Below are 18,147 nucleotides of genomic sequence, written 5' to 3' on the forward strand. Positions count from 1 at the left end.
TTCCCATATCGGGGTTTTCCGCCTTTGCGACGGGCTGGATCGGCGCTATGTCGGCATCGGACCATTCAGGGAGACGCACACATGGCCAAAGCGGCATTCATCGGGCTCGGCGTGATGGGCTATCACATGGCGGCGCATCTGAAGAACCGCGGCGGCCATGAAGTGACCGTTTACAACCGCACCGCCGCCAAGGCCGATGCGTGGGTTGCCGAACATGGCGGCGCTGGGGCCGATACTCCAGCGGGTGCCGCCGCCGATGCCGATTTCGTCTTTGCCTGTGTCGGCAATGACGATGATTTGCGCGCGGTGACGACGGGCGCCGATGGCGCCTTTGCGGCCATGAAAAAGGGCGCGATCTTCATCGACAACACCACCGCTTCGGCCGCCGTGGCGCGAGAACTGGACGATACGGCGAAAGCCGCCGGTTTCGGCTTCATCGACGCGCCGGTGTCAGGCGGCGAAGCGGGCGCGGTCAATGGGGCACTGACCGTCATGTGCGGCGGCGATCCCGGCGTGTTCGACCGGGCCAAGCCCGTTATCGAGAGCTACGCCAAGATGGTCGGACTGATGGGTCCGGCCGGCAGCGGGCAACTCACCAAGATGGTCAACCAGATCTGTATCGCGGGCCTCGTTCAGGGCCTGTCGGAAGGCATCCATTTCGCCAAGCGCGCAGGGCTCGATGTCGAAGCGGTCATCGACGTCATATCCAAGGGCGCGGCCGGCTCCTGGCAGATGGAAAACCGCCACAAGACGATGGACGCCGGCGAGTATGATCACGGCTTCGCCGTCGACTGGATGCGCAAGGACCTGGAAATCGTTCTGTCCGAGGCCGACCGCAACGGCGCCGGCCTGCCGGTCACCGCGCTGGTCGACCAGTTCTACAAGGACGTGCAGAACATGGGCGGCAAGCGCTGGGACACCTCGTCCCTGCTCGCCCGGCTCGAAAGGATCGCCGGAGACCGCTGACCGCTGGTCAAACGGGCAGATAGTCGAGCGGCATTTCGGTGGTGAACTTGATCTGCTCCATGGCAAAGACCGACGACACGTCGCGGATCTCGATCTTCTCGATCAGCCGCTTGTAGAACGCGTCATAGGCTGGAATGTCCGGCACGACGACGCGCAGCAGATAATCGACATCGCCGCTCATCCGGTAGAATTCGACCACTTCGGGAAACTGGCTGATCACCTCCGAGAAGCGCTTGAGCCATTCGGTCGAATGCGAATTGGTGCGGATCGAGACGAAGACGGTCACGCGCGCATTGACCTTCTCCGGATTGAGGATCGCCACGCGCCGCTCGATGACGCCCTCCTCCTCGAGCTTCTGGATGCGGCGCCAGCAGGGTGTCGTCGAAAGACCCACGCGCTTGGCGATGTCGGCGACGGCGATGGTCGAGTCTTCCTGAAGCAGGCGCAGGATCTTCCGGTCGAGACGGTCCATTCTTGGGAAATCTTTCTAATCTGGAGCGATACCGCTAGATAGAATAGAAAAATCACCCACGCAAGCCGGTCAGATGAGGTTCCGGACCGCTGCGCGCAGGACCGGCAGAAGGTCGGACTCGAACCATGGATTGCGCTTCAGCCAGCCCGTATTGCGCCAGGAGGGATGCGGCGTCGGAATGACCCGCCAAGGCCGGCCCGGCACGCTCTCATAGTCCCGCCAGGCCGCTACGGTCTCTGTCAGTGTCTTGCGCCGTGCCTTGCCGAGGTGAAATGCCTGGGCGTACTGGCCGATGGCGATCACGAGTTCCACCTGCGCCATCGCCGCGAACAGATCGCCATGCCATGCGCGCGCGCACTCCTTGCGTGGAGGCAGGTCGCCGCCCTTGGCGTCGAGGCCGGGAAAGCAGAACCCCATCGGCACGATGGCGATCCTGCTGGCGTCATAGAAGGTCGCTTCATCGACCGCCAGCCAGGCGCGCAGCCGGTCGCCGGACGGATCGGTGAACGGCCGGCCCGATGCATGCACCCGCGTGCCAGGCGCCTGGCCGCAAATGACGATACGCGCCGTCGGCGAGACGACACACACCGGACGGGGCTCGTGCGGCAGGGGCGTGCCCTCGGGCGTGTCGCGACAAATACGGCAGGCCGTGATCGCGCGCGTCAGTTCATTCAGCGTCGTGCTATTCATAATGCCCTCCCCAGCCGGTCCAGGACTGGAGCCGGCGGAGCGCCGCGCCAAGCCCTGCGCGTGGCACGGCTTTCTCGTCCAGCGCCGCCCTTTGCCGGCGCCAATCGGCAGGCCGCTCGAACCGCCAGGCCCACATGCCGCGCCGTTCCGCCCGCGCCGCACGCTCCAGCCCGTCATGATCGCCATACGCCACGGCCCAGCCATCTTGCACCATCGCGGCGTTCAGCGACGACCGGCCGGCCCCGGTTCGGCAGATGCCCAGAAAGCGGCCAAAGCGGTCGGCGTCGTGGCCGGCGCAGCCGACCTCGCCACCATCGATCAACATCGCCAGATGGCGCGCCGCAAGGCGGCCGCAGGGACGTTCGGCGCCCTCGCCATCGGTGCAGGATTGGCCCATTTCGGGCGCGTCGATGCCACGCAGGCGCACCCGCTCGCCCGCAACGATCAGCGTATCGCCATCGACAATCCGCGCAACGCCGCTCAGGTCGCGGCTGTTCCATGTCTGCAGCAGCGCCGCCAACCCCGCCACCGCGATGATGAAAAGGGCTGCGATCAGAAAGTCCTTGCCGCGGCGCGCACGCCCGCCCCGGCGCCTCATCGGTGCAAGCCTCCGCCCCGGGCCATGAAGGGAGTTTTAACAATTGGGAAAGTATGTTCCGCAGGGTGTTTGTCGCGCAGCGGCGCACCACAGGCACAACGCGAGACGTCCAGCCCCTCCATGATCGCAACCGACCAGCCCGACAAGACGATCGTCGACCGCCGCAAGTCGGGGCACAACCAGGAATTGCGCCGGACGTTGCGCAGGACGCGCGACAAGCTGGCCCTGAGCGGGCGCCCGGATCGCGAATTCGCGCTGGAACTTCTGGGCCTGCATGCCAACGCGCTGATCTCGTCGATCGCTGCGGTTCCGCTTCTCATCATCCTGACGGCGTTCGCCGCGTTTTCGACCGGCTTCGACAACAAGATTGTGCTCTGGGCGATCATTGCCAACTTTCTTTATGTTGCGATGGGCGTCCTGTCCAAGCGCTTCCTGCGCCAAAAGAGCGATGCCGATCCAAGGCGCTGGCGTCTGATCTTTCTGGCGGCCCACGCCGTGACGGGTTTCTCCTGGACCTATTTTGCGGTCAGCGCATGCGCGAACTGCGGAACCGATACGGCGCTGTTCTTCAAGGCGTCGGTCCTGTTGATCGCCATCGCCGCCACGGCCACCATCTGCTACGCCATCCGCTTTTCCATCCTTGCGGCCTTCACCGTGCCCGTCATGGTGTTCGCCGCCCTCAATTTTGATACTTCACCCAACACGATGCTCGCGATCGCCATGCCGTTCTGCGCGCTTCTGTTCTTCAGCTTCGTGGCCGAAAGGCTGCAAAAATCGACCATAGCCTCGATCGCCTACCGGGCCGAGAACGTCGCCTTGATCGCCGAACTGGAGGTGGCCAAGTCGATCTCCGACGAGGCCCGGCGCCGCGCCGAGGAAGCCAATCTGGCCAAATCGCGTTTTCTGGCCTCGATGAGCCACGAACTGCGCACGCCGCTCAATGCGATTTTGGGGTTCTCGGAGGCCATGCATAGCGAGATGCTGGGGCCGATCGACAATGAGAACTACAAGACCTATGTCGGCGACATCCATGCCTCGGGCAAACATCTGCTCAATCTGATCAACGAGATCCTCGATCTCAGCAGGGTCGAGGCGGGCAAGTACGAGCTGCGCGAGGAAGCATTGCGGCTGACCGATGTCGCCGAAGACTGTATGGCACTGGTGCGCATGAAGGCCGGCCAGAAGCAGATCGCCATCAAGCCCGTTTTCCAGGACGGCCTGCCCCGCATTCTCGCGGACGAAAAGGCGGTGCGGCAAATCATGCTCAACATGCTGTCGAACGCGGTCAAGTTCACGCCCAATGGCGGGCTGATCGAGTTCAAGGTCGGCTGGACCGCATCGGGCGGCCAGTATGTGACGGTCAAGGACAATGGTCCAGGCATTCCCGAGGACGAAATTCCGGTCGTCCTGTCCGCTTTCGGTCAGGGCTCGATCGCCATCAAGAGCGCCGAACAAGGCACGGGGCTCGGCCTGCCCATCGTCCAGGCGCTGCTGGCCATGCATGGCGGCGGTTTCACGCTGAAATCCAAGCTGCGCGAAGGCACCGAAGCCATCGCCATGTTCCCCGCCGCGCGCGTCATGGAAGTGCTGCCTGCCGAGCCGGTCGCCGAAAACGAACGCCCCGCCCGCCGTGGCCTTCTGCGCCGGTCGCGCGCTGCCTGACCGGAACCCTATGCCTCCTTGCCGCTGACGCCGGCCTGCTCGAAGGTCGCCATGCCCGAATGGCATTGCGCCGCCGCCTTGACGATGCCGGCGGCAAGCGCCGCGCCCGTTCCCTCGCCCAGCCTCATGCCCAGATCGAGCAGCGGCGTCTTGCCGAGCCGTCCGACGGCCGCGCGATGTCCCGGCTCGGCCGATACATGGCCCATCAGGCAATGGTCGAGCGCGGCCGGGTCGGCCGCGTGGAGGACCGCCGCGGCGCTCGTTGCCACGAACCCGTCGATGATGACCGGAATGCGCTCGACCCGTGCGGCAAGGATCGCGCCGGCCATCGCCGCGATCTCGCGGCCGCCGAGACGCCGCAGGACCTCTAGCGGGTCGCTCAGATGTGCCTTGTGCAAGGCCACCGCGCGCGCCACGGCCTCGGCTTTGCGAGCGATGCCGGCTTCATCGGCTCCAGTCCCCGGCCCCACCCAGTCGGTCGCCTCGCCGCCATAGAGCGCATGGAAGATGGCGGCGGCAACGGTCGTGTTGCCGATCCCCATCTCGCCGATGCACAAAAGGTCGGTGCCGCCGGCGATCGCCTCCATGCCGAACGCCATGGTCGCCGCGCAGGTGCGCTCGTCCATCGCCGCCTCCTGCGTGATGTCGGCGGTCGGCATGTCGAGCGCCAGATCGAACACCTTCAATCCCAGATCGTAGGCAATGCAGATCTGGTTGATCGCCGCGCCGCCGGCAGCGAAATTCTCGACCATCTGCGCGGTCACCGATGCGGGAAAGGGCGACACGCCCTGCGCGGTGACGCCGTGGTTTCCGGCGAAAACGGCGACCAGCGGCCGCGTCACCGCCGGCGAACGTCCGGTCCAGGCCGCAAGCCATTCGGCGATCTCCTCGAGCCGTCCCAGCGAGCCGGCCGGCTTGGTCAGCGTTGCCTCGCGTGCCCGCGCGGCGGAAGCCGCCTGCTCGTCGGGTCCGGGCAGGCTGTTCAAAAGCGCGCGAAAATCGTCAAACGGCAGTCCGGTGGTCAATTCGTTTCTCCTGCGCGATGGATCGCCGCGGCGGCGGCCGGTGTTCGGGGCGCACTTGGCCTGCCGGGCCCCGCGATGTAAAGCGGCAAGCATGCCCCATTGTCACAAAACGTCGGAACGCGCGCGATGACGCCGGCTTCGGTCGCGCGTGCGCTTGGCTTTTTGACCCGCCTGCCGGTGCCGGCGCGCTTCTTTGGCGCCGGCGAGGTTGCGCTCTCGGACGATGCAGGCAGCTTCGCACTGGCCGGCGCATTGATCGCCGTGCCCGGTGCCGTGCTGCTGCTGATTGGCGCAGTCTTCGGCGCGCCGCCCTTGATGATGGCGGGCATCGCGGTCTTGGCAACGATCGCGCTGACCGGTGCCCTGCATGAAGACGGGTTGGCCGACACGGCCGATGGATTTGGCGGCGGCGCCACCGGCGAGCGGCGCATGGACATCATGCGCGATTCAGCCATCGGCACCTATGGCGTGCTGGCGGTGATCGCTTCGGTTCTGCTTCAGGTCACAGCTTTGGGCGCGCTCGCGGAAACCGGCGTGATCCAGGCCGCCTTCGCATTCGTTGCGGCCCACACCGCCTCGCGCGCCGCCATGGTCTGGCATTGGTCGAAAACGCCGCCGGCGCGCACCGATGGGGTCGCCGCGGCGTCGGGACAACCCCCCACAACAGCCGTGAACGCGGTTCTGGTCGGCGCCGGGATCGTCCTCGCATTGGCCGCGATCCTCGCAACCGGCGTCGTCGTCACGGCGCTCGCCGCGGTTGCCGTTTCTGCGGCAACGGCCGGCTTCTCGCGCCTGTCCGGCCGCCTGATCGGCGGGCACACCGGCGACACGATAGGCGCGACCGAACAAATTGCGCGCTCGGTGATGCTGGTCGGCCTTGCAATGGCCGCCTGAAGGCCCAGATCAGGACCATCAAGAACCGGAAATGCCGATGTCCGACGCCATTGAATCGCCCTGCATCCTGGTCTGTTCCATCGACATGGCGACCGGCTTTTGTCATGGCTGCGGCCGGACACGCGACGAAATCGGCGCATGGACGCTTTATTCGGCCGAACAGCGCCGGCGGGTCATGGACACCCTGCCCGGCCGCATCGCCACCATCGAGAAGAAGCCGCGCCGCGAGACGAGGCGCCAGCGCATCGCCCGCCTGAAGGAACAGGGCGAAAGCTGAACGCCGATGTTCTTCATCGTTCTTGCCATCATCGCCGGCGCGCTCATTGTCCTGTTTGCGGCAGGCGATACAACCGCCATCGCCGGCATGAGCGGAGACCAGTTCGCCTCGCTCGTCTTTCTCGGCCTGATCGGCACGACGCTGGCCGCCAGCATTCTCGCCGGCCGCCAACGCGCGGGCGACCTGATCCGCCAGATCGCCATCTGGGTCGCCATCATTCTGGCTCTGGTCGCCGGCTATGAGTACCGGTTCGAACTGCAGGATGCGACAAGCCGCATCAGCGCGGGTCTCGTACCCGGTTCGGCGCGCACCGCCACCGCCGAGGATGGCAGCCGCACCGTTACGATCAGCCGCAATCAGCGCCATTTCGCAACCCGCGCCGACGTCAACGGCCAGCCGCTCCGTTTCATCGTCGACACCGGCGCGTCATCGATCGTGCTGACCCATGACGCCGCCGCCAGCGCGGGCTTCGACACCGACGCCCTGCGCTATGTGGTGCCGGTGATGACCGCCAACGGCACCACACGGGCCGCGCCGGTGACGATCGACCGGATCGCGATCGGCGGTATCGAGCGCGCCGGCCTTTCGGCGCTCGTCGCCGAAGACGGCCAATTGTTCGAAAATCTGCTGGGCATGAACTTTCTGGATACGCTGTCCGGCTTCGAGGTCGCCGGCGACCGTCTGGTGCTGCGCGACTGAGGTCTCAGCCGGCCAGAACGCTGACCATGAAGCGCGCCGAGACCAGCAGCATGAACAGCCCGAACCCCAGTTCGAGCTGGCGCTTGTCCAGCCGGTGCGCGGCCCGCACCCCCAGCGGCGCCACCGCGAGCGTCACTGGGATGATGATCGCCACGGCGATCCAGTTGACATAGCCGGTCGACATGACGGGCAGGCCCGGCGCTGCCCACCCCGCCCAGATGGCGCCAAGAACGCCCGGAATGGAGATCAGGACGCCCACTCCGGCCGACGTCGCGACCGCCTGATGGATCGGGCGTCCGCTCAGCGTCATGAAGGTGTTGTTGAGAATGCCGCCGCCAATCCCCATCAGCGTCGACAGAAAGCCGATTCCGATGCCGGCCGAAAACCGTCCCGCCCGGCCCGGCAGATCGTCCGCCAAGCGCCAGCTGTCGCGCCCGAACAGAAGCTTCAGCCCCACCAGCAGCGCCAGAACGGCGAAGACCAGCCGCAGCCCGCCGCTCGATATCGACGCAAACACCAGAGCCGCGATCACCACACCCGCCGGCACGGCGATCACGTAGCTGCGCAGCAGGTCCATGTCGACGGCGCCGCGCGCCCGGTGCGAGGCGAAAGACCGCAGCGATGTGGGCACGATCACGGCCAGCGAGGTTCCGACGGACAGGTGCATGCGAACCGCATCGTCGATGCCCATCAGGCCGAACACCTGAAAGAAAACCGGCACGAGGATGGCCCCGCCGCCGATGCCGAACAGGCCGGCGAGCAGCCCGGCCACCGCGCCCGCGCCGGCGAGCGCGATGATCATCAGGACAATGTCGGCAAATCCGGTCATGGCACGGGGGCAGATTTCATCGAGGCGTCCGCCTCATGGCGGGCTTTTGCCGTCGGCGCAAGGACGGTTCGGGCGGCTCCGGTTCGTTTCAGGCAGCCAGCGCGCCGGCATCCTCGATCAGCGACAGCCCCTGGCGGAGCACATCGCCGTTCGCGCCGGGCAGCACGGCCTTTTCCGACAGATGCCGGCGCCATTGCCGCGCGCCCGGCCGTCCGTGGAACAGCCCGACCATGTGCCGGGTGACATGGCTGGCCCTGCCGCCTTCGGCGACATGACGATCGGTGTGTTCGGCCATCACCGAAACGACCCGGTCAAGATCGGGCTCCGGTCCATCGAGGCGATAGACCCGGGGGTCAACCTCCACAAGAATACCGGGCGTCTGATAGGCCGCCCGGCCGATCATTGTGCCATCGACGGCCGCAAACTGCTCTATCGCCTGATTCAGATTGGCAAGACCGCCATTGATCCCGATGAAATGGTTGGGAAAATCGCGCTTGAGTGCATGCACGAGCGGGTAGTCGAGCGGCGGCACGTCGCGGTTCTCCTTCGGGCTGAGCCCGTCGAGCCAGGCCTTGCGCGCATGCACCCATAGCGCGTCCGCGCCGGCCTCGACCACCTGCCCTGCCAGGGCCCAGAGCGCGTCGCGCGGCTCCTGTTCGTCGACGCCGATCCGGCATTTGACGGTGACCGGGACAGGCCCCGCAGCACGCTTCATCGCCGCGACACAGCGCGCGACCAGATCGGGCGAGCGCATCAGGCAGGCGCCGAACGTGCCCGATTGCACCCGGTCGGACGGGCAGCCGACATTGAGATTGATCTCGTCAAAGCCGTGACCGGCGCAGATACGCGCCGCTTCCGCGAGCTTTTCCGGATCGCTGCCGCCGAGCTGCACCGCGAGCGGATGCTCGGCCGGATCGAACCGCAAGAGCCGTTCGCGCGCGCCATGGATCACCGCATCGGCGACGACCATCTCCGTGTAGAGCAGCGCATGGCGGGTCAATTGCCGGTGAAAAAGCCGGCAGTGGCGGTCCGTCCAATCCATCATCGGCGCGATGGCGAAACGTCGAGATACGCTGATCTGCGACTTTCCTTCTTTTCCCACCACCAGGTCCATTTCTCTCATCTTTTGCCGTTGCCTCGTTTCGGCTCGCTGCGCACCCTTTTTGCCCGGAAAGCACATCGGAAGTGGGACCGCAGAAGGCAATTTTCCACCGATATGGGCGCCATCGTAAAGCGTTCGCGCAAGGACGGGTCTGTAGCATGGCTCGCGCAGATTGTCATAAAGCGCGGCGGCAAGATCGTCCTGCGCGAGAACAAAACCTTCGAGCTCCGGTCGACGGCCAACGCCTGGCTCAGCCAACGCGAAGATCGGCTCGGTGAACCTGGCGCGCTTGAGGCCGCGCTCAAATCCAGGTCGAGTGGGAACCAAGACCCGACGCTCTCCGATGCGATAGATCTCTACATCCGCGAAAGCAACAAGAAGATCGGTCGGACAAAGGCGCAGGTGCTCAGGAGCATCAAGGATTTCGATATCGCCGACAAAACATGTGCCTCGATCACGAGCGCTGATATTGTCGCGTTCGCGCGCGAGAAACTCGAGAGCGGAGTTCAGCCACAGACCGTCTCGAATTATCTCTCGCACCTCGGCGCCGTATTCGCCATCGCGCGCCCTGCGTGGGGCTACCCTCTTGACCGGCAAGCCATGCAGGACGCCTGGATCGTCGCGGATCGGTTGGGTCTGACCACGAAGAGCCGTGAACGCGATCGTCGGCCAACCCTCGGCGAACTCGACAGGCTCATGCAGCATTTCAAGGATCGATCGGCTTCCAGACCGTCCTCGATTCCGATGCACCGAATCATCGCCTTCGCCATATTCTCGACCCGCCGTCAGGAAGAAATGATCCGGATCACTTGGAAAGACCTGGACAATGAAGGCAAGCGCGTATTGGTGCGCGACATGAAGAATCCCGGCCAGAAAATCGGCAACGATGTGTGGTGCGACCTGCAGGAGGAAGCAATTTCGATCGTCGAGGCGATGCCCAAAGTCGCCGATCAGATCTTCCCCTACACCACGGACGCGATCGGCGCGTCGTTTACACGCGCCTGCAAGCTTCTCGGAATCGACGACCTACGCTTTCATGACCTGCGGCACGACGGGGTTTCGAGGCTGTTCGAGCTTGGCTTCAACATACCCAAGGTCGCCTCCAACTCCGGGCACCGGTCGTGGACATCGCTCAAGCGCTATACGCACCTGCGGCAGACCGGCGACAAGTACGATGGGTGGAAGTGGCTTGCGGAAGTGACCAGGAAGGACCCTGCACTGAAACTCGTGCAACACGGGCAATTCCCTCGGAGACGACGTTCCCAGAGAACTGGCGGCAGCATTGATATTCAGTGATGCTTGCAAACTCCATCAGCGATGGGAATCCAGGTTTCTGCAAATCGCCATCAAGTGCGATCTTTGGCTTTCACATGACGAGATTATCTAGGCAGCCAAGTCGATGAGCGTCGCGCTCTTCGCCCCGCGCGAAAGCGCAACGTACAAGTCTCGGTAGTTTCCCCAGCTCTGCTGCCAATTCGGATCGCGGAGAATCACAGCATGATCGAATTCAAGACCCTTGACGAGCAATGTGCTACCGACGCAGCGGAATACGCTGCTGCGGGTCCGGTATTTCCTCTTAGCGATTTCCTCAGCATACAGGGTCTTTAGGTTTGCACCTGACCCGATGTGTTCTTCGAGAATACATTTTAGAGCACTGACGGATTCCGTGAGCTTGCACGAAACGGCAGTTCTGCTCGCAACATAGTCAAGCAGTTCAGCCAGAAGGATCGGTGTCGCACCCTGTCTATGGGCATCGAACAGCGCGCGCCTATCAACGAGCCGTGGACGGCTTCCCTCCCCTTTGAGGATATTGGAAATGAATGCATTTGTATCCGGGGATAGCCCGCCGTGAGAATCAAAGAAAAACTTGATTGCAGCATCGGCTTTCTCGGCATCCGTCCCGTCGACAAGTACGACGATGAGATCGCGGAGCACGGTTAAGTCATTGGGCTCAAGGATGCGGTATGCTCGTTTGACCAAGACGGTTTCAACTGCAGAATTCAGACGCCGAGCTTTCGGGCCGATGATACAAATTCGGCCCTCTTTTTCTTCGGTCAAACGAAGAAGTTCGGCTCCAAGATTGCCATATTGAACACGGGCCCTGTGGACAGTAGCGCTGCCGTAGTCCGGTTCACGGCTCTGGCGAAAGGCAGTCCGCTCGCGAAGCAGCCAACGGCCAAGAGATTCGTTACCAGCGTTGATCCATCTATGTGGTGTCTCAAGAGTACCAAGGTCGTTGCCGAACGCCCCCCGCATGTCAGTCCAGCTGATGAGAGGATCATCTCGGAACCCGAAAATGCCCTGCAGGTCATCCCCAAGGACGCGGCAGGGCAGTAGACATTTGAGCTGAACCATCAGCTTATGCATAGGGACAGTACAATCCTGATACTCGTCAACAATGACACCGGCGTATGAATTAAGAATACCCTGCTTAACGAAATCCCTCTCCAGAAGGGCCGACATACTGTCGTAGACATCGTTCCATCCAGGGACGTCGCCAGGGCCATCATATCCCGCATTAAAAGGGTATTTGCGGACCCAACTCCAAGCCCAACCGGCAATCGTATCGACATGGTATCTGCTCGTGGGCACCTGATACTTGCGGAAGCGCTGCCGCAGTGCGTCGACACCGGCATGCGTATGCGTGAGGATCAGTTGCGGGTCGGAACAGTAGGTCCCCACAGTCCTGACGATGGCCTCGGTTTTTCCGCAGCCGGCTGGTGACTCAACGAACCCGGATGACGAACGGGCGATAGCTTCATAAACCTGTTCACTCATGCTGTACCCAGTCCCACAATAGGCCTAGGCGGGACTTGATAGCGCTCGTGTCGGGAATCAGAGGAAGCGCAAAATAGAAGACAGTGGCGGCATAGCCGATGCTCTTGATCCAACTGCGCTTGTGAGCCAGTTCGCCCAGGACTCCCCGGAGCAGAGGGCTCTCCGGCCAGGCGGTCGGATCGGTGCCCAGGTTTTGAGTTATGACGCGCGGCTCTTTTATGACGCAATCGATGATCGTGGCGTGATCAAGCGTCCTGTGATTGTCCGCAATAATCGCCAGAAGATCGGGAATGTGCGTCCAAGGCAGGTCATGGAAAAGCTGCCCCTCCGTCGAATTACCGGCCTCCCATTGGCAAACGTGGATTGCCGCAGCGCGCAATCGAGCGACTTCGGCATCGCTAATTTGGTCCTGCGCGTCGTTGTCGCAAAAGGCCGCTGTTCGGTAGCCGAGCGCGTGAAGCTTCGGACAAACGACTTTTATCTGACCGCCGCTATCGGCGTTGAAATACGAAGTGGCGAGGCTCCAGACAGGAATGCTGCCGCCTTCGAAACGGTACCGGTCGTAAGCACGCAGACAGCCAATCTCCGTTGGACCCTCACAAGCTATGATTTTGCTGCCAAGAAATGCCTCGGCATTGTTGCGGACCGGCCCCTGGATGTTAGGCACGACGGCAAGGCTATCGAGGCTCACTATTCCAGCCGCATCGCGCCGACAAACGTATAGCTCGTCCTTCACGACATCGAGTTCCCTTATCACGACAGGTGAATGCGTGGTCGTGAAAATCTGCTGGCCAGTATTCCTTAGCCTAACAATCAATCCTCTGATGCGGTGCGGCTCAAGGCCGACCTCGATTTCGTCGATTAGCGAAATGTTCTTACCGCCATGTAATTTCATCTGCATGGCGGCAGCGACGAGCTTCTTAGTCCCGCTGCCTTTGTTGCGCATTGGGACATTGTCTTCGTGAAGAGAAAGGGCCCCGGCGGTCATGGACTGACGCTGAATGTCGATCTTTGGCGAAAGTGCCGTCAGCTTAACACCGGCATCGCTCGATTCCTGTTTAACCGTATCGGCAACGCCCTGGCATTCGGTGATGCTCTCGTGGCCCGAGATATCTCCCTGGCGCATCTCGCGCGCCAAGCCGGAAAGCACGGCGCCGAGATTCCCCTCATTGTCGGCGCTAAGCCGCGTCAGAATGGTGTTTCGGCCCCAGGTAAAGTGATAGTCGGAATATGTATCAAGACGGCTCAAGCCTAAGGCGTTGCGATCAGTGGCATAGAGTGGCTTTCTTTCGGTAACCTCACCCTCATCCCGTCCTTTGACGACAAACCACTTCGGTTCGAGGCTTCCGTCGACGCGCAATGATACGGAAACGGCAACGGTGCCACCTTCCTGCGGCTCAGCCAGCGGTCCCGTCGCATCAAGGCCGCACTTGTACTGCGCGAACTTGCTTTCCTGAAAGAACTTACGGATGTCAAGCTGGGTTTCGTCCCAATCGGTCAGCGTGACCTGGATGACAATGTCTTGGCGGACATCCTGGTTGAAGAAGTCAGAATCTTCGAATGAGAGCGATGTGCGGGGCGATAGTGCGTAATCAAGCGCTGTCAGGATCGTGGTTTTACAGGTGTCTCCCGGCCCGATGACGCAGCAAAAATCACCCTTCACACGCCAGGAAAGGGATTTGATACCGCGGAAGTTCCTGATTTCAATGTGCCTGATTCTCAACGTACGGCCTTTCTCTCAGGTTAGCATGCGCTCCGTATCACTCGACGCTCCATATATGCGGTTAGCCTCAAGACCGCCTTCCGCCACCCAATCTGAAATGTCTTTTTGATGAAACTCGCATTCCCACCCCACAGCACCACGGATCCTCGGTAGCGGCGTGCTTGACCGGTCAACAACCACAACTTTGGCCCGGCCGGTCGCGGTGTCGCGGTGTCCATCGCTCCTAAGCGCGCCGTGCTCTTGATTATAGAAGCCGCACCGAAGGACGAATCTCGCATGAAAGTCCGCCTCCGCTAGAGAGAAGCCGAGAAATCGGACCTCGCTAGCGGTGCTCAGCGCCCGCACAGTCTCTTGCCACAACTTCTGGAAGAGCGGTCCTTCAAATTGTTTCGCATACACGGGTGGCACGATAAGCGGCATGTATTGCCGTCCTTTTGAAGATTGGACCGCACGGAGCGGACGAAAGCCAAATACCTCCGCATCGCCGGATCCGCCCAAACTGAACTTCTTTTCACTCTTAATGGGGCCGGCTGCACTTCTTCTGTACCAATTCAAGGATCCGTGTGGCTTGATAAGACGTGGTCCCTTCCTACGACGATCGAGGCCGTAGCTACCTTTGTCGAGAGAAGATCCGAAGAGCATTTCGTCCAGGACCAGGTCCCAATTAAAGGAGATGATCGAGGCTTCCTCTTCCCTCATTGCGGTGACCAACCTACGAAGCCACTTTGGCTTCGGTTTTAGCGCCGCCTTCTTCAAATCGTGAAACCAGATGGCCATCTCCTGCAAGAGATTCGCGCGCCGATCCTCGAGCTGCTCGCTACTGAAGTTTCCTGCAGCTGGACGCGTGGAGTAAAATAGCTCCGCATTCGCCTTCATCTCAGAGAGAAGCTGTTCGATTGTTGGGTATGTCTCAAGCCTATCAGCATTGAAATCAGGGTGATGAAATCGAATTACGTCGGCGATCTCAATATCGCTTCCGGCCTCCTCAAGTCTGCCCCACAGTTCTGGAAGCAAATTGCCGATGGTCGGAAATCCAAGCCCGGCTGAGAGCCCGGCGCCAACCACATATACAACCTTTTGTTTTCGCTCTAACAAGCTTTATCCTCTGCGACATTAAGATGATGCACTTGTATCATCTTGATCCGCATCGATCTTGTTTTGCTCTTCCAATCCGGTCAAAGCGGCGATTTCCTCATTGATCTCACTCAATCGATTGCGAAGCGTGGGACGTTCGGCCACCTTCACATCGCTGTGTGTTCCAGGCGCGCCCGACAGAGCCGCCACGATCTGATCACGCTCGTCCTCAAGTTGGCGCAGACGCTCCGCATCGCCACGCGCCCGCTCATCCAGTCTGCGCCTCGCTTCCTCATCAGCGAGCAGACTCTCCTCAACCTGGCCAACATTTTCCTTGATCTCAGGATGCCGCTCAGCGGCGAAACGAAGAAACTGGCTGAATTCATATATGTGAAAGTCCTGCCCACTCTCAGCCTTGAACTCCTCGATAAGCTCCGGACGCGGACCAAGCTTCCGTCCCTTATGAATCCACCACCAGTCCTCCTTCACATCGTCGGAAATGAATATGACTGGACGGCCCTCGGCCTTCGCCTTCGCCATCATCTCCTTCCAGATGATCAGATCACCGAACCTATCCAGATCACCGGAATCCTTCTTCGTGTCCTTGTAACCAGGCGGGACTTTCCGGTTGTAGCGATCATCCCCCTCCTTCTTGATCGCGGTGAACTGCTCCGGCTTCCATTTGTCGCCCACACGGCCTTCCAAAAGCGCGGTTAGGCGCCCGATGACAGCGTCAATTTCTTCCTTGGGGTGGCCCTCTCGGGCCGCCTCCATCCGGGCCTTGAAATCCGTAAGGAACATGTCCAAGGCCGCGAGTTCCTTGGCGACATTGATCGTGGGGTGCGCGCGCAATTGCCGAAGGCGGTCACGGGCCTTCTCAATGATCGCTTCTTGATCCTTGATGAGCGCGTCATAGGCGTCCTGGGCACCCAGTTGGACGTCCAGACGGTTGCGATGAAACTCCAGTCCAACCTGGTATGGAATCCAAAGCGAGTCCTTGAGGACGTCGAAGAGCCGGAGGAGTTCCTCGCGGACAACCTCGGAATGCCGCAAACAGTGCAGGAGGACGTTGGCGTCGGGGACGAAGATCGCTTTATCCCAAAGCGCCGCGACCTCCGACGCTGACTTAAGGTACCAGCCTTGATATTTCTCCCGCACGTCGACTACTCCAGCCATGCCAGCTTCTCTATGCCCAAGCGCGTCGCCGCGCTCACGACAAGAGAGCGTTTGTCTTTCTCGGCTGTCGGTCCGGTCTCAAGCAGAACGACGCCGAAGGCCGAGAAATCCCGCCGGGCCTGGCCGCGCTCGAACACGGCCATCAGTATCAGTTTCCAGTCGCGGCTCTTGCCCCAGCAGACCACCCTTCCATCCTCCAGACGGCGGCCGTGTGGCTTGATATAGGTTTCCGAGAAGGTCGTTGGCGCCGACATACCGAGCAGCCGCCATATCGCCTCCTCGTTTTCCAGAAGGCGGGCGCGCTCATAAGGCTTAAGTAGCGAGTCCTTTATGTAAACCCGCACCTTGCGTGGATCCATGTAGTGCGCGAGTTGACCGCCTATCGTCTGGTCACGGGTCCATGGCTCATAATATTTTGATCGTTCGGAATCCCCCATTGACGACCAGCCAAGTTGGTCGGCCGTTTCCCAGAGCCTGTCACGAATGCCGTCGCGAATGTTCTCCGGGATAATCATTGGACCGTGCCCCGGTTATGCGGCTTGGGAAAATCAAAGGCGGGCAATTCAAGCGTTGGATCGCCCTCCCGCATGAAAAGGTCTGCCTGATCACGCATCCAATCCAGCATGAAACTGCCGGCGCCCTCGTCCCTGAATTGGATCATCCCGGGCAGGCGCAGGCGCTCCAGGTCCCCTCTCGCCGCCTTCTCCAATTCCACTACCTCGGCGATCCGTCGAAGATCGCTGACGAAATCGAGAACAACCACCTTCTTCTTGTTGGGGCTGATGCGCAGACCGCGGCCCAATTGCTGCACAAATATCCGCCGGCTATGGGTCACGCGCATGAATACGATCATGTCCACATCCGGAACATCGACGCCCTCGTTGAACAAATCACGGGTGGTGACGACGTCCAGGCTGCCTTTCCGGAAAGCGGCCATGATACGATCGCGCTCTCGAGGAGACATCTCTCCGGTGATCGCCTCGGCCTTGAACCCGAAAAGCTTGAGTGTGGCAGCGAAGCTGTTCGCGTGATTTATCGACGAGCAGAACACAATCGCCGAGCGGCGCTGCTCCTTGTCGAAGGTTTCGCGCACGGCACGCGCCGCCTCCTCGTCCCTGGTCGGCAAGAGCAGGAGCCGATTGAGCTGGCTGATAGAGTATCTGTTGCGCGACTGCGCCCGAACAACGGACCAGTCGATGTTGTCCGCCAACAACCGATAATCGGCCTCACACAGGAAACCGCGCCTCAATCCCTCGGCGATCCCTATCCTTATGACGGGTGGTCCGAGCAACTCGTCAATGTCATAGCCATCACCGCGCCACGGCGTCGCGGTGACCCCCCCAATCATTGAATCGGATAGATGCTCCGTGACACGACGGAAGGTTTCGGAGCCGACATGGTGCGCCTCATCGATGAGCACCAGGCCAAACTCGGGCAGTTCCTCAAGACGCGATACAGCGCTTTGGACGGTAGCGAACGTGATACCGTCCCAAAAGCTCGGCGCCTCCCCACCCATCAATCGGTGCGTGGTGACCCATTTGGGCAACTGATCCCAAAACGCGAACTGAAGCTGATCCACCAGCTCGCGCGTGCCCGCGAGCACAAGCACCCGCCCGCCCGGGATGGCCGCGTCCCGATACAATTGCGCGACGCTCTCCGCCAGAACCACGGTCTTACCCAGGCCAGTCGCGAGCACCACCTGTCCGCGTCCCGTTTCACGAAGGCTGGCCACAAACTTCTCAACGGCGTCGTCCTGGTAGTCACGCAGCTCACGCCGATGCCGCGAATACTCGGGGCTTTTCCGCGCGAGTTCGAGTAGCGCGGCTGGCTCCAGAACACCGATCTCAATGCCAAGGGCCTGCCAACGCTTGATGGCCTCATACGTCGCGGGACCGGCCCTTCGGCTCGATGCCACGTAAATTCGATCGGCCTTGTAGAAGCGCGCCGCCTCGCCAACCTCGTTGACCGCGCTCGCCGCCGGATATCCGCTCGTGGTGAATTTGCACTGAATGACCCATAGCTCACCACCCTTGACGCCCAAGACATCGGCACCATGATCGCCGCTGCCCGCGACCAGGCGAACATCGTCAAATCCATTACATACCAAAAGCCTCGCCACGTCCCTTTCAAAGGCCTGCCATGGACCCTTGAGCAATCGCGATGCGTCGAGGAAAGGTTCCAT

General features: G+C 61.5%; 17 protein-coding genes and 1 pseudogene. 6 read left to right on the forward strand and 12 right to left on the reverse strand.

The genetic code is table 11. The annotated features are described in order from the left end of the window. Positions 1–63 precede the first annotated feature (63 nt). Complete coding sequence (locus tag DEM25_RS03430) at positions 64–966, forward strand: NAD(P)-dependent oxidoreductase (protein ID WP_281004524.1); 903 nt, start codon at positions 64–66, stop codon at positions 964–966. A 7-nt stretch (positions 967–973) separates the two neighbouring features. On the opposite strand, the gene DEM25_RS03435 is transcribed toward DEM25_RS03430, so the two are convergent. The 3 genes from DEM25_RS03435 to DEM25_RS03445 form a co-directional block, all read right to left on the reverse strand. Next, a complete protein-coding gene (locus DEM25_RS03435; RefSeq protein WP_109768149.1) occupies positions 974–1,438 on the reverse strand; it encodes an Lrp/AsnC family transcriptional regulator in 465 nt (154 codons plus the stop codon). 69 nt (positions 1,439–1,507) lie between these two features. Continuing rightward, positions 1,508–2,128 carry a uracil-DNA glycosylase family protein gene (locus DEM25_RS03440; RefSeq protein WP_109768150.1) on the reverse strand — a complete coding sequence of 207 codons (621 nt, stop codon included), beginning with the start codon at positions 2,126–2,128 and terminating at the stop codon, positions 1,508–1,510. Then, positions 2,121–2,726 carry a thermonuclease family protein gene (locus tag DEM25_RS03445; RefSeq protein WP_109768151.1) on the reverse strand — a complete coding sequence of 202 codons (606 nt, stop codon included), beginning with the start codon at positions 2,724–2,726 and terminating at the stop codon, positions 2,121–2,123. The genes DEM25_RS03440 and DEM25_RS03445 overlap by 8 nt, the downstream gene beginning before the upstream one ends. A gap of 120 nt (positions 2,727–2,846) precedes the next feature. On the opposite strand from DEM25_RS03445, the gene DEM25_RS03450 reads away from it, so the two are divergent. Further along, entirely contained in the window at positions 2,847–4,388 is a 1,542-nt protein-coding gene (locus tag DEM25_RS03450; RefSeq protein WP_109768152.1) for a sensor histidine kinase, read from the forward strand. 8 nt (positions 4,389–4,396) lie between these two features. Here DEM25_RS03450 and cobT read toward each other — a convergent pair whose 3' ends face one another. Then, positions 4,397–5,413, reverse strand: coding sequence for a nicotinate-nucleotide--dimethylbenzimidazole phosphoribosyltransferase (gene cobT, locus DEM25_RS03455; RefSeq protein ID WP_245412738.1), 1,017 nt, complete (start codon positions 5,411–5,413; stop codon positions 4,397–4,399). Between the two features lie 126 nt (positions 5,414–5,539). Between cobT and DEM25_RS03460 the strand changes: the two genes are divergently transcribed. Genes DEM25_RS03460 through DEM25_RS03470 form a run of 3 tightly spaced genes read left to right on the forward strand, consistent with a single transcriptional unit; the run spans position 5,540 to position 7,283 of the window. Beyond that, positions 5,540–6,307, forward strand: a complete 768-nt coding sequence (locus DEM25_RS03460) for an adenosylcobinamide-GDP ribazoletransferase (protein ID WP_109768154.1) — start codon at positions 5,540–5,542, stop codon at positions 6,305–6,307. A gap of 37 nt (positions 6,308–6,344) precedes the next feature. Then, complete coding sequence (locus tag DEM25_RS03465; RefSeq protein ID WP_109768187.1) at positions 6,345–6,584, forward strand: DUF1289 domain-containing protein; 240 nt, start codon at positions 6,345–6,347, stop codon at positions 6,582–6,584. A 6-nt stretch (positions 6,585–6,590) separates the two neighbouring features. Beyond that, positions 6,591–7,283 (forward strand): TIGR02281 family clan AA aspartic protease, encoded by a 693-nt coding sequence (locus DEM25_RS03470; protein WP_109768155.1) that lies wholly within the window; start codon positions 6,591–6,593, stop codon positions 7,281–7,283. Between the two features lie 4 nt (positions 7,284–7,287). On the opposite strand, the gene DEM25_RS03475 is transcribed toward DEM25_RS03470, so the two are convergent. Together DEM25_RS03475 and dusA are read right to left on the reverse strand one after the other, a co-directional pair. Continuing rightward, positions 7,288–8,112: a sulfite exporter TauE/SafE family protein gene (locus tag DEM25_RS03475; RefSeq protein ID WP_109768156.1), complete on the reverse strand. Its 825-nt coding sequence runs from the start codon at positions 8,110–8,112 to the stop codon at positions 7,288–7,290. An 88-nt stretch (positions 8,113–8,200) separates the two neighbouring features. Continuing rightward, positions 8,201–9,226: a tRNA dihydrouridine(20/20a) synthase DusA gene (gene dusA / locus DEM25_RS03480; RefSeq protein WP_109768157.1), complete on the reverse strand. Its 1,026-nt coding sequence runs from the start codon at positions 9,224–9,226 to the stop codon at positions 8,201–8,203. A 102-nt stretch (positions 9,227–9,328) separates the two neighbouring features. On the opposite strand from dusA, the pseudogene DEM25_RS03485 reads away from it, so the two are divergent. Continuing rightward, positions 9,329–10,405: pseudogene (locus DEM25_RS03485) on the forward strand (tyrosine-type recombinase/integrase); the annotation flags it as partial. Between the two features lie 192 nt (positions 10,406–10,597). On the opposite strand, the gene DEM25_RS03490 reads toward DEM25_RS03485, so the two are convergent. From DEM25_RS03490 to DEM25_RS03515, 6 genes are read right to left on the reverse strand one after another with little or no spacing between them, the layout of a single operon-like run. Continuing rightward, positions 10,598–11,992: a DEAD/DEAH box helicase family protein gene (locus DEM25_RS03490; protein WP_109768159.1), complete on the reverse strand. Its 1,395-nt coding sequence runs from the start codon at positions 11,990–11,992 to the stop codon at positions 10,598–10,600. Further along, a complete protein-coding gene (locus DEM25_RS03495; protein WP_109768160.1) occupies positions 11,985–13,715 on the reverse strand; it encodes an ATP-dependent nuclease in 1,731 nt (576 codons plus the stop codon). The genes DEM25_RS03490 and DEM25_RS03495 overlap by 8 nt, the downstream gene beginning before the upstream one ends. 15 nt (positions 13,716–13,730) lie before the next feature. After that, positions 13,731–14,810, reverse strand: a complete 1,080-nt coding sequence (locus DEM25_RS03500; RefSeq protein ID WP_109768161.1) for an SIR2 family protein — start codon at positions 14,808–14,810, stop codon at positions 13,731–13,733. Positions 14,811–14,828: 18 nt separating this feature from the next. Continuing rightward, the gene (locus DEM25_RS03505; RefSeq protein ID WP_196780251.1) at positions 14,829–15,965 is read right to left on the reverse strand and encodes a PIN-like domain-containing protein; all 1,137 of its coding nucleotides are present in this window, start codon (positions 15,963–15,965) and stop codon (positions 14,829–14,831) included. Next, positions 15,953–16,480 carry a hypothetical protein gene (locus tag DEM25_RS03510; protein WP_109768162.1) on the reverse strand — a complete coding sequence of 176 codons (528 nt, stop codon included), beginning with the start codon at positions 16,478–16,480 and terminating at the stop codon, positions 15,953–15,955. The genes DEM25_RS03505 and DEM25_RS03510 overlap by 13 nt, the downstream gene beginning before the upstream one ends. Beyond that, complete coding sequence (locus DEM25_RS03515) at positions 16,477–18,147, reverse strand: DEAD/DEAH box helicase family protein (RefSeq protein WP_109768163.1); 1,671 nt, start codon at positions 18,145–18,147, stop codon at positions 16,477–16,479. Before DEM25_RS03515 ends, DEM25_RS03510 begins: the two co-directional genes overlap by 4 nt.

The sequence above is a fragment of the Oceaniradius stylonematis genome, assembly GCF_003149475.2.
GTDB lineage: Bacteria > Pseudomonadota > Alphaproteobacteria > Rhizobiales > Rhizobiaceae > Roseitalea > Roseitalea stylonematis.